At 59.7% G+C, this 11,753-nt stretch carries 15 protein-coding genes and 1 pseudogene; all 16 read left to right on the top strand.

The features are described from left to right. Positions 1-708: pseudogene (locus B9Y59_RS07185) on the top strand (hypothetical protein); the annotation flags it as partial. Then, on the top strand, positions 705-1,967 hold the full coding sequence (locus B9Y59_RS07180; protein WP_085532637.1) for a replicative DNA helicase: 1,263 nt from the start codon (positions 705-707) through the stop codon (positions 1,965-1,967). The pseudogene B9Y59_RS07185 and the gene B9Y59_RS07180, both read left to right, overlap by 4 nt. Next, entirely contained in the window at positions 1,957-2,130 is a 174-nt protein-coding gene (locus B9Y59_RS15730) for a hypothetical protein (RefSeq protein ID WP_153802367.1), read from the top strand. The genes B9Y59_RS07180 and B9Y59_RS15730 overlap by 11 nt, the downstream gene beginning before the upstream one ends. Positions 2,131-2,190: 60 nt before the next feature. Continuing rightward, entirely contained in the window at positions 2,191-2,538 is a 348-nt protein-coding gene (locus B9Y59_RS07175) for a hypothetical protein (protein WP_085532635.1), read from the top strand. A 15-nt stretch (positions 2,539-2,553) separates the two neighbouring features. Continuing rightward, positions 2,554-3,075: a hypothetical protein gene (locus B9Y59_RS07170; protein ID WP_054325055.1), complete on the top strand. Its 522-nt coding sequence runs from the start codon at positions 2,554-2,556 to the stop codon at positions 3,073-3,075. Between the two features lie 220 nt (positions 3,076-3,295). Further along, positions 3,296-3,676 carry a DnaT-like ssDNA-binding protein gene (locus B9Y59_RS07165; RefSeq protein WP_085532633.1) on the top strand — a complete coding sequence of 127 codons (381 nt, stop codon included), beginning with the start codon at positions 3,296-3,298 and terminating at the stop codon, positions 3,674-3,676. Positions 3,677-4,134: 458 nt separating this feature from the next. Then, entirely contained in the window at positions 4,135-4,326 is a 192-nt protein-coding gene (locus tag B9Y59_RS07160; RefSeq protein ID WP_085532639.1) for a hypothetical protein, read from the top strand. Next, complete coding sequence (locus tag B9Y59_RS07155) at positions 4,323-5,585, top strand: replicative DNA helicase (protein WP_085532637.1); 1,263 nt, start codon at positions 4,323-4,325, stop codon at positions 5,583-5,585. Before B9Y59_RS07160 ends, B9Y59_RS07155 begins: the two co-directional genes overlap by 4 nt. Next, complete coding sequence (locus B9Y59_RS15725) at positions 5,575-5,748, top strand: hypothetical protein (RefSeq protein WP_153802367.1); 174 nt, start codon at positions 5,575-5,577, stop codon at positions 5,746-5,748. The genes B9Y59_RS07155 and B9Y59_RS15725 overlap by 11 nt, the downstream gene beginning before the upstream one ends. Before the next feature lie 60 nt (positions 5,749-5,808). Then, on the top strand, positions 5,809-6,156 hold the full coding sequence (locus tag B9Y59_RS07150; RefSeq protein WP_085532635.1) for a hypothetical protein: 348 nt from the start codon (positions 5,809-5,811) through the stop codon (positions 6,154-6,156). 15 nt (positions 6,157-6,171) lie between these two features. Next, positions 6,172-6,693: a hypothetical protein gene (locus B9Y59_RS07145; RefSeq protein WP_054325055.1), complete on the top strand. Its 522-nt coding sequence runs from the start codon at positions 6,172-6,174 to the stop codon at positions 6,691-6,693. 220 nt (positions 6,694-6,913) lie between these two features. Next, a complete protein-coding gene (locus tag B9Y59_RS07140; protein ID WP_085532633.1) occupies positions 6,914-7,294 on the top strand; it encodes a DnaT-like ssDNA-binding protein in 381 nt (126 codons plus the stop codon). A gap of 1,005 nt (positions 7,295-8,299) precedes the next feature. Beyond that, entirely contained in the window at positions 8,300-8,671 is a 372-nt protein-coding gene (locus B9Y59_RS07135; RefSeq protein ID WP_054325057.1) for a phage tail terminator protein, read from the top strand. 12 nt (positions 8,672-8,683) lie between these two features. Further along, complete coding sequence (locus B9Y59_RS07130; protein ID WP_054325058.1) at positions 8,684-9,256, top strand: major tail protein; 573 nt, start codon at positions 8,684-8,686, stop codon at positions 9,254-9,256. 199 nt (positions 9,257-9,455) lie between these two features. Beyond that, positions 9,456-9,974, top strand: coding sequence for a hypothetical protein (locus B9Y59_RS07125; RefSeq protein ID WP_085532631.1), 519 nt, complete (start codon positions 9,456-9,458; stop codon positions 9,972-9,974). A gap of 912 nt (positions 9,975-10,886) precedes the next feature. Next, the coding region (locus B9Y59_RS15720; protein WP_158088973.1) for a hypothetical protein at positions 10,887-11,753 on the top strand (867 nt) is incomplete at its 3' end.

Genomic DNA, 11,753 nt, shown 5'->3' with positions numbered 1-11,753 from the left:
GGTGGGAAGGCTGGAACGCAGGACGAAGGGGTGCAAGGAGCGAAAGAGGCGCTTTGGACTGGCGGGAAGGCTGGAATGCAGAGCGAAGAAGTGCAAGAATCGCAAGAGGCGCTTCGGACTGGTGGGAAGGCTGGAACGCAGAGCGAAGGGGTGCAAGGAGCGCAAGAGGCGTTTCGGACTGGTGAGAAGGTTGGAATGCAGGACGAAGAGGTGCAAGAATCACAAGAGATACTTTGGGCGGGTCGAAAGGTTGGAACGCAAGGCGAAGAAGTGCAAGAGGTACTTCGGACTGGTGGGAAGGCTGGAATGCAGGGCAAAGGCGTACAGGAGGCGTTTGAGCGCTTTTGGACCGCATATCCGCGTAAAGTCGGCAAAGGCCGTGCGGAAAAGCTCTTTGTGCGGCTAAAGCCGGACCACCGCCTGTTGGACACGATGTTGACGGCCATCAAACAGGCAAAGGGCAGCGAACAATGGCAGCGAGACCAAGGGCGGTATATTCCCAATCCATCCACCTGGTTGGGCCAGCGGCGTTGGGAGGACGAGCCTTTTCCAGACAGCCCGGCGTACTGCGGCGATCTGGACCCGCCCGGCTATGCGCCTCCCCGTGCGCTGCCCCCGGAGTTGGCGCGTGAAAAAGAACGCCGGGAAGAAGCGTTGCGCCGCTTTCGCGCCGGAGAGTGCGGCTGGGAGGAGTTGATGCCGGAGTGAGTGTAGAATCGGAGATGGCGGTCCTGGGATGCGTCGTCCTGGATGGCGAATTCATCAAGGATGTGGCAAACGCCCTGACCCCGGAGATGTTCACCCATGATACCACGCGGCGCGTCTTTGAAGCTATGGTCGCCCAGTACCGCGCCAACGGGCCGGTGGACGGCGTGACCCTGGTTGAGCGCCTGCCGGATGAGAAAAAGATCCTGCTCCAACTGGCCGGTTATGTGCCCACCACAAGGCACCGCTTTGACTATGTGAAAATTGTGCGGGATGCGTGGCGGAGACGCTGCATCTGTACCGCGGCGGCTGAGATCGCGGCGGACGCCCCCATCTGCACGGCACAGGAATCCGTCGAGCGCCTGCGCAATCTGGTAGCGGAACAGGACGCCCTCACCCGCGCCGAAGGCGACAGCGGCGTTTCCTTTGCTCAGGCGGTCGATCATTTCCTTCAATGGATGAACGCCCCAAAGGGCGCGCCTGCCAAATCGGGCTATGGGGCCCTCGACCGCGCAACCGGCGGATTTTTGCCCGGCACCGTCACCGTTCTCTCGGCGCGCTCCGGCGGCGGCAAGACCGACTTTGCGCTCAACCTCGCCCTGCACCTTGCACGCCGGAAGAAAAAGGTGCTCTACTGCTCGATGGAGATGCCCGATGAACAACTCATGCAGCGTGTGGCATCCCAGCTCATGCACATCGACGGCACCCGCATCCGGGACCGCCTGCTCTCGGACGAAGAGAAGGGCGACATCGAGCGCGTCTTGTGCCAATTCCGCGAATCAACACGCATCCAGTTTTGCGTGGAACCTCGGCTCTCGGTCGACCGGGTGCGCCAGTGCATCGAACTCTATCAGCCGGACATCCTCTTTATCGATCACATCGGCCTGATGGAACGCCCATCCATGCGGGACGCCTATCGCGCACTGGGTTGGGTGAGCAATCAGCTCAAGCAGATCGCCCTGGACACGGGGTTGCCCATTGTAGAACTGGCCCAGATGAATCGCCAATCGGACGGACGCAGGGACAAACGTCCCCGCCTGGCGGACCTGCGCGAGACCGGCGATCTGGAACAGGACGCCGACTATGTGCTGTTTCTCTGGCGGGACGGGGAACAGCCCCAGGGACGGCTCTCCGGCGAAGCCTGGACGGACATCCACTTGACGTTGGCGAAGAACCGGAACGGCCGGACGGGAGATTTCCGGTTCCATTGGCAACCGCAGTATCACACATTTATGGAGGTGGAGTCAAAATATGACGGATGAATGGAAGGCGCTGCTCGATGAAGCGCGCGGGCGGCGCAAGGATGGCCTTCTGCGCCGCTGGGCCCACTACGAGTGCCTGAAGGACAAGCTGCGGGAGATGGGGTTACCTCCGGAGGAATACCAAAGCGCGGCACAGGAGATTGCGGCGCTGCTAGGGGTTTAAGCGGGCCTGTCACTTGGAAGGGAATTTCCTTAAAAGCATGAACATGGAAGGCAAAGCGAGGTGCACAGGGTATTGTCCGGGGGCGCAACGCAGAAGCGCAGGCCGGTGCAGCCTCCGACACGGGAAAAAGCGGGGCGGGCGGCGGGAGAATCTTCACAGAGGGGAAAGCGCCGGATGAACCGACGGGGAAATCTCCGTAGAGGGGAAAGCACCGGGCGGCCGGACGAGGAAATCTCCGTAGAGGGGGAAACAACGGGCGGGAATTTGCTTGAGAAGCATGGACATGGAAAGGCGAAGCGGGGCGCGCAGAGCGGCGTCCGACATAGTAACCAGAGTTTTACATATGGAGCGCTAAAGGGCGCAGAGTCACCCATTCGAGCGGGCATGGGCCAGCATCGGAACATTTGAAAGGAGCATTTTGTTATGACACCCAAGGAAATCGAAAAGCTGCTTGCAGAGTATTACGACCTCCCCCGGATGATCCACAGCGAATTGGAGGAGATCAAAGCGCTGGAGGAGGAACAGAAGTGTATCTGCCTGCCCTCTCCCAATCTGACCGGCATGCCGGGCGGAAAGGGGCGCTACAGCGACCCGACTGCTGCGTTGGCACTGTCTGAAATCCTGCTGGAATACGAGCGCGAGGCGGATGCCTGCCGTGCGCGTGCGGTGGAACTGCGCGAGAAAAAGAACTGGTGCCGCTCGGTTTTAAATGAACTTGGACGTGTGGAACGCCGCGTGTTAGAATTGGCCTACATGGGGCCGCAGGATCTGCGCGCCCGGAACCAATGGAAACGCCGCCCTGCCTGGAAAGAAATTGCAGACGAAGTGGCCTACAGCGAAAGCCAGACGCGCCATATCGCCGTTCAGGCGGTACGCAAGCTGGCTGCCCGTTCGCAGGAAGATAACCCCTGTTGGAAAGCTGCCGCAGCGGTCCAACGCATTTAAACAGGTTCCGGCGTTTTCCAGCGGATATTGGCGTTCACAAGCAGTTCCTTTGTGATACGATAGAATCACGGAATCCGGGACAACCGGAGGACGAAATCAAAAGCTGTAGGGTTTTGGTATCTTGTTAAGATTTTAATTTCAATTTCGAGATTTTTGTGCGGCTCCGCAGGGGACGCGATACAAGAGCCAAACCGGCAGCCCTAGAAGGAGGCGATGGGACTTGCTCAAAGTCGGGACCGACACATACCTCACCCTTTCGGAGGCGGACGGACTTCTCACAGGGAGGTCCGGCGGCGAGTCGTGGATGATGTTCCATGATGCTCAAAAAGAGGATCGCTTGAAACGGGCGGCTCAACATCTGGAAGCCCTGCACTATGCGGGCAGAAAACACAGCATTTTTCAGGACATGGCCTTTCCCCGCGACCTGAGCCGGAGTATTCCCGTGAACATCAAGCTGGCCCAGGCATTGGAAGCTCTAGCCCTACCGGACACAGCCGGCGCGCAGAATCCGGGCGAACCGGCAAGAGAACCAACGATGTACAGCATGGAGGCGGCAAGCCTCTTGCGTCCGTACCTGTTGGGAAGCCACAGGCCGGGATGACGCCCCGCCGCCTACCCGGCGTACCTGGTTTCAACCTGTTCAGGCCCGACGCCCGGTCTTTCTTTTCTCGATTGCTTTGGGCATAGGAACGGCGGCGGGAACGTCCAAAGGCAAACTGGGCGCTTTTGGCCGCCCCGGCGCTGGGGAAGGGCTTTTGGGCAAGGGGGCTTGGACAGGGGGGCTTAGATGGAAGGCTTTCATGGAGACAAGGGCTTTGGATACGAAGCCCTTTGAGCCAGGGAGGCGTGCATAGGAAGCGTTCTTGGACAGAGGTTTTTAGTCAGAGAGTTTCTTCTTAGCCAGAAAGACTTTTATGGACAAGGGCCTTGGCTACGGGCCTTTTGGACCAGGAAGGCTTGCATAGGAAGCGTTCTTGGACAGAGGCCTTTTAGCANGCAAAGGGCAGCGAACAATGGCAGCGAGACCAAGGGCGGTATATTCCCAATCCATCCACCTGGTTGGGCCAGCGGCGTTGGGAGGACGAGCCTTTTCCAGACAGCCCGGCGTACTGCGGCGATCTGGACCCGCCCGGCTATGCGCCTCCCCGTGCGCTGCCCCCGGAGTTGGCGCGTGAAAAAGAACGCCGGGAAGAAGCGTTGCGCCGCTTTCGCGCCGGAGAGTGCGGCTGGGAGGAGTTGATGCCGGAGTGAGTGTAGAATCGGAGATGGCGGTCCTGGGATGCGTCGTCCTGGATGGCGAATTCATCAAGGATGTGGCAAACGCCCTGACCCCGGAGATGTTCACCCATGATACCACGCGGCGCGTCTTTGAAGCTATGGTCGCCCAGTACCGCGCCAACGGGCCGGTGGACGGCGTGACCCTGGTTGAGCGCCTGCCGGATGAGAAAAAGATCCTGCTCCAACTGGCCGGTTATGTGCCCACCACAAGGCACCGCTTTGACTATGTGAAAATTGTGCGGGATGCGTGGCGGAGACGCTGCATCTGTACCGCGGCGGCTGAGATCGCGGCGGACGCCCCCATCTGCACGGCACAGGAATCCGTCGAGCGCCTGCGCAATCTGGTAGCGGAACAGGACGCCCTCACCCGCGCCGAAGGCGACAGCGGCGTTTCCTTTGCTCAGGCGGTCGATCATTTCCTTCAATGGATGAACGCCCCAAAGGGCGCGCCTGCCAAATCGGGCTATGGGGCCCTCGACCGCGCAACCGGCGGATTTTTGCCCGGCACCGTCACCGTTCTCTCGGCGCGCTCCGGCGGCGGCAAGACCGACTTTGCGCTCAACCTCGCCCTGCACCTTGCACGCCGGAAGAAAAAGGTGCTCTACTGCTCGATGGAGATGCCCGATGAACAACTCATGCAGCGTGTGGCATCCCAGCTCATGCACATCGACGGCACCCGCATCCGGGACCGCCTGCTCTCGGACGAAGAGAAGGGCGACATCGAGCGCGTCTTGTGCCAATTCCGCGAATCAACACGCATCCAGTTTTGCGTGGAACCTCGGCTCTCGGTCGACCGGGTGCGCCAGTGCATCGAACTCTATCAGCCGGACATCCTCTTTATCGATCACATCGGCCTGATGGAACGCCCATCCATGCGGGACGCCTATCGCGCACTGGGTTGGGTGAGCAATCAGCTCAAGCAGATCGCCCTGGACACGGGGTTGCCCATTGTAGAACTGGCCCAGATGAATCGCCAATCGGACGGACGCAGGGACAAACGTCCCCGCCTGGCGGACCTGCGCGAGACCGGCGATCTGGAACAGGACGCCGACTATGTGCTGTTTCTCTGGCGGGACGGGGAACAGCCCCAGGGACGGCTCTCCGGCGAAGCCTGGACGGACATCCACTTGACGTTGGCGAAGAACCGGAACGGCCGGACGGGAGATTTCCGGTTCCATTGGCAACCGCAGTATCACACATTTATGGAGGTGGAGTCAAAATATGACGGATGAATGGAAGGCGCTGCTCGATGAAGCGCGCGGGCGGCGCAAGGATGGCCTTCTGCGCCGCTGGGCCCACTACGAGTGCCTGAAGGACAAGCTGCGGGAGATGGGGTTACCTCCGGAGGAATACCAAAGCGCGGCACAGGAGATTGCGGCGCTGCTAGGGGTTTAAGCGGGCCTGTCACTTGGAAGGGAATTTCCTTAAAAGCATGAACATGGAAGGCAAAGCGAGGTGCACAGGGTATTGTCCGGGGGCGCAACGCAGAAGCGCAGGCCGGTGCAGCCTCCGACACGGGAAAAAGCGGGGCGGGCGGCGGGAGAATCTTCACAGAGGGGAAAGCGCCGGATGAACCGACGGGGAAATCTCCGTAGAGGGGAAAGCACCGGGCGGCCGGACGAGGAAATCTCCGTAGAGGGGGAAACAACGGGCGGGAATTTGCTTGAGAAGCATGGACATGGAAAGGCGAAGCGGGGCGCGCAGAGCGGCGTCCGACATAGTAACCAGAGTTTTACATATGGAGCGCTAAAGGGCGCAGAGTCACCCATTCGAGCGGGCATGGGCCAGCATCGGAACATTTGAAAGGAGCATTTTGTTATGACACCCAAGGAAATCGAAAAGCTGCTTGCAGAGTATTACGACCTCCCCCGGATGATCCACAGCGAATTGGAGGAGATCAAAGCGCTGGAGGAGGAACAGAAGTGTATCTGCCTGCCCTCTCCCAATCTGACCGGCATGCCGGGCGGAAAGGGGCGCTACAGCGACCCGACTGCTGCGTTGGCACTGTCTGAAATCCTGCTGGAATACGAGCGCGAGGCGGATGCCTGCCGTGCGCGTGCGGTGGAACTGCGCGAGAAAAAGAACTGGTGCCGCTCGGTTTTAAATGAACTTGGACGTGTGGAACGCCGCGTGTTAGAATTGGCCTACATGGGGCCGCAGGATCTGCGCGCCCGGAACCAATGGAAACGCCGCCCTGCCTGGAAAGAAATTGCAGACGAAGTGGCCTACAGCGAAAGCCAGACGCGCCATATCGCCGTTCAGGCGGTACGCAAGCTGGCTGCCCGTTCGCAGGAAGATAACCCCTGTTGGAAAGCTGCCGCAGCGGTCCAACGCATTTAAACAGGTTCCGGCGTTTTCCAGCGGATATTGGCGTTCACAAGCAGTTCCTTTGTGATACGATAGAATCACGGAATCCGGGACAACCGGAGGACGAAATCAAAAGCTGTAGGGTTTTGGTATCTTGTTAAGATTTTAATTTCAATTTCGAGATTTTTGTGCGGCTCCGCAGGGGACGCGATACAAGAGCCAAACCGGCAGCCCTAGAAGGAGGCGATGGGACTTGCTCAAAGTCGGGACCGACACATACCTCACCCTTTCGGAGGCGGACGGACTTCTCACAGGGAGGTCCGGCGGCGAGTCGTGGATGATGTTCCATGATGCTCAAAAAGAGGATCGCTTGAAACGGGCGGCTCAACATCTGGAAGCCCTGCACTATGCGGGCAGAAAACACAGCATTTTTCAGGACATGGCCTTTCCCCGCGACCTGAGCCGGAGTATTCCCGTGAACATCAAGCTGGCCCAGGCATTGGAAGCTCTAGCCCTACCGGACACAGCCGGCGCGCAGAATCCGGGCGAACCGGCAAGAGAACCAACGATGTACAGCATGGAGGCGGCAAGCCTCTTGCGTCCGTACCTGTTGGGAAGCCACAGGCCGGGATGACGCCCCGCCGCCTACCCGGCGTACCTGGTTTCAACCTGTTCAGGCCCGACGCCCGGTCTTTCTTTTCTCGATTGCTTTGGGCATAGGAACGGCGGCGGGAACGTCCAAAGGCAAACTGGGCGCTTTTGGCCGCCCCGGCGCTGGGGAAGGGCTTTTGGGCAAGGGGGCTTGGACAGGGGGGCTTAGATGGAAGGCTTTCATGGAGACAAGGGCTTTGGATACGAAGCCCTTTGAGCCAGGGAGGCGTGCATAGGAAGCGTTCTTGGACAGAGGTTTTTAGTCAGAGAGTTTCTTCTTAGCCAGAAAGACTTTTATGGACAAGGGCCTTGGCTACGGGCCTTTTGGACCAGGAAGGCTTGCATAGGAAGCGTTCTTGGACAGAGGCCTTTTAGCTAGAGAGCTTCTTAGCCAAAAAGTCTCCTGGACAGAGGACTTCCTTGCCAGAAAGTTTCCTGGTACAGAGGGCCGCCTGGCCAGCCGCCATGAGGCCCTTCGAAGCCTGAAACGGTGGAAGGCACAAAGGGGAAGGTAGCGGGAACGTCCAAAGGCAAACTGGGCGCTTTTGACCGGCCTGGCGCTGGGGAAGGGATTTTGGGCAAGGGGACTTGGACAGGGGCTTCTTAGATGAAAGGCTTCCTTTGGGTAAGGAGGCTTGGATACGGGTCTTTTGGGCCAGGAAGGCTTGGGTAGGGGCTTCTTCGGTGGAAGGCTTTGGGCAAGGGGGCTCGGATACAGGGGTTTGAGAGCCGGGGGAGGCTTGGACAGGGAATTTCTTAGATGAAAGGCTTTTATGGCGCTAGGGGCCTTGAATACGAAGCCCTTTGAGCCAAAGGGACTTGCATGGGAGGCCTTCTTGAACAGAGGTTTTTCGCCAGAAAGACTTTCATGGACAAGGCCCCGGAACGAGGCCCTTTGAACCAGGGGACTTGCATAAGAAGCCTTCCTGAACAGGACGCTTCCGGTGGCCCATCGCCAACGGGATCTGGGAGGAGGTGGAGCAAAACCATGCTCGATGCGCTGAAATGCTATCTGGAGAGCTGGGGCTATCCCGACATCTATGTGGATACCGTCCCGGCTCCTGGAGAACAGCGGGACATGATCGCACTGTTGGAGTGGGATCACACCGTCGGGGAGGTCAACGACGGGACCGGCACGCACTACATTCAAGTGCAGGTGCGGCGGGAGGCATATGCCGACGCGCGCGCCCTGTGCGAGGAGCTCTTTCGCCTGCTGGACAGCGGCCCGGAGGAGACCCTCATCGACCTGACGCCGGAAGAATTTTGCATTGCACGGCCGGTCAAAGGGCCGCTCAAGCTGGAATCCGGCGACGCATACACCACATTTTACTGGGAATTGGCCCTATGGGGCCGCAATTAAAGGAGGATATTTATGGGTAAAAAGTATTTGAAAGGTTTTGCAAATCTCGGCATCATCCCGGTAGCGACCAACACCGCCACCGCATACTCCGCAACCGGCGAGAAAAAGAGTTTGGTAGGCGCACGCACCTGCGCGCCGACCGACAACCGCACGGAGTTCAGCATCCCGGGCGACGACGGCGTGTACGACAGCGGCGCCGAATGGACGGACACCACACTGGTGGTCACAGTCAACGAGATGGAGCTCTCCCTGCTCGCGGCGCTCGGCGGCGTGGACATGGAGGAACTCACCGACGAGCTGGAAGAGAGCACCTTCGACGTGCCGCCGGAGTTCGCGTTGACCTTCTCCGCACTGCGCGCCGACGGCGGCTACCGCCTCTATCGCTACTATGTGGCAAAGTGCTCCGGCTACAAGATCACCCACAGCACCCGCGGCGAAAACAACGAGGCCCAGACCTATGAACTGACCTTTAAGTGCAGCCCGCGCGCCTGCGACGGCAAGATCCGCGGCACCAAGGATGTGGACAAGGGCACCGCTTTGACTTGGCTGGACACGATCCCGGCCTTCCCGGAGGTTGGCGATTAAGCGGTTGCAATCCCTCCGTCCCTGAGCGGACGCTTTGCAGGACAAAGAGGACGCCCCCAACCTACGAATGGTTCGATTCATAGGAAAGGGGCATCCCCTTCCTGCTTGAAAAAACACCGGAGTTTCTAAAAAGACGAGGGCGTCCCTCCGTCCTTTTTCGACTTTTGGGACACCCTCTCCTTATGGGAGGAAGCTATCCATGAATGTACAGAGATTTTTGCGCCGCCCGGACAAAAGCCTGCGCATGAGCGCGCCGCCCGTCCAGGAGCTGTATGGGGTGAAGATTCGCAAGCTGCCCATGGGCAAGTACCTGCAGGTTCTGCGCGCGATGGAGGACTTGCCGGCGGTTGTGCTCGGCGAGCTGTTTCCCGGGTGCGATTCCATGCCGAAAATGCTCTCGATGCTGGAACACATCGACCGCGGCGGAATGACCAAGCTCGCCGTCCGGCTGCTGGCCGTGCTGCCGGAACAGTTTTGCCGGATGGTCTCCAGCCTGCTGGACATCCCATCGGAACGCCTGCTCAACCCGGATGCGTCCAACGCGCTCGGGCTGGCGGAATTGGCGGAGATTTTGGAGGCCGCCTGGAAGGCCAACGACTTGTCGGGTTTTTTCGGGACCGTCCGCCGGCTGCTCACACCGGCGGGGCAAACGCCGAATTCTGGTTCCAACGCTGGATCGCAATCGCGCAAAGTGTGGGCATCCCCCGGACGGAGCTGATGGAAAGCTATTACTTCGACGAGTTCCTCGCTGTGATGGACGAGTACAACGACCTGCACACGCCCGGCGGGAAGGACGAAGAGGTCTTTGCGGACGAGTGGGAGGGGTAACCGGCGTTTGTTCCGGCCTGCTTTTTCAAAGCGCCTCCGATTCGCCCGCAGAAATACCGCTTGACCGCACTCCGCTTTGGGGCGCGGCCTCAAAGGAACCGGTTCGGGCGCGGCTTTAAGGAAACCAGCGGTGCAAACAACCTGCCGGGGAAGAATGCGGTTCGCATCCCACGCAGGCTTTTTTGCCTCAGCGCGCCTGTTGGGGCGCGGCCTTAAAGAAACCGGTTTAGATGCGGCTTTAAGGAACCCGGCGGGGCGAACAGCCCGCCGGGGAAGAATGCGGTTCGCATCCCACGCAGGCTTTTTTGCCTCAGCGCGCCTGTTGGGGCGCGGTCTCAAAGAAACCGGTTCGGGCGCGGATTTAAGGAAACCGGCGGGGTGAACAGCCCGCCGGGGAAGAATGCGGTTCGCATCCCGCGCAGGCTTTTTGGCTTCAGCGCGCCTGTTGGGGCGCGGCCTCAAAGAAACCGGTTCGGGCGCGGCTTTAAGGAACCCGGCGGGGCGAACAACCTGCCGGGGGAAATGCGATTCGCATCCCACGCGGGCTTTTGGCCTCAGCGCGCCTGTTGGGGCGCGGCCTCAAAGGAACCGGTTCGGGCGCAGATTTAAGGAAACCGGCGGGGTGAACAGCCCGCCGGGGGAAATGCGATTCGCATCCCGCGCAGGCTTTTGGACTCAGCGCGCCTTCTAGGGTTCTGTTAAAAAATAGAGAAGACGGCTGCGGGATGCCCTTAAAAAGTTCCTGATCCCGCCGCTCTTTTAGGGGGCGGTTTTTTGATGCACAAATTTAGGAGGTGACGATTTGCCGGATCGAACATTGGGAAAAGACGGTTCCGGGCTCGGCCTGGACACCCGCTTGCTGGAAACGCGTGTCGCCGATCTTGCCGACCTTTGGGACGACATGTACAGCGACGCAGACAAAACGGCAAAAGAATTCAACCAGACCATGGTGGAGGGCGCTGAACAATACCGGAAAAAGCTCGTGGAGATCGCTGAACAGCTCGAACAGCAGCGCAGGACCATGATCCAGCTGCAAGAGCTCGCCGGCACGCCCGCCGCAGGGACCGATACAGCGCTGCAAGCACAGCGGGCGACCGTTCAGTTGGAGCTGGAGCGCAACAAGCTCCAGGAGCTGGAAATACAATTTGACCGCACATACGACGCGATGCGTTCCTTCCTCGCACAGCAGAACAAGATTTCTTCCGCGCCGCTGCGGGCGATTCAGCCGCAGCAGGCCGGCGGCGCAAAGGCGGATGCAGGGACGTCCGGCAGCAGCGCTTTGCAGAGCGGCCTGTCGGTTTTCACCGATACGCTGCCGGATGCTTTCTCGAAATTGGAGGAGCTTGCCAGCCGGATCGACAAACTCCGCGAGTCCGGTTCCTCCGGCCTCAGCGCCCTCGCTTCGGGGGTGAATTTGATCGGCTCCTTTGTAGCGGGGCTGAACTTGGCCGCTTCCGTGGTCGGGATGATTGCCGAGGCCTATCAAAAGATGCGCGCGGAACAGATGCTCGCCTTTCAGGAGGGAATCCAGCAGGCGCAGAGCTATTCAGAAACGATCCGCACGGCAGAGGCCAATCTGGCGGTTTTGCAGGATGCAACTTCCTCCATCCAGGAGGTGCGCGCGGCCAGAGAATCCCTGGCCAACCTCATGCCCAACCTCATCGTCGGG

Source organism: Anaeromassilibacillus sp. Marseille-P3371, from assembly GCF_900169665.1.
GTDB lineage: Bacteria > Bacillota > Clostridia > Oscillospirales > Acutalibacteraceae > Anaeromassilibacillus.
This window is presented reverse-complemented; position numbering and strand designations above follow the sequence as displayed.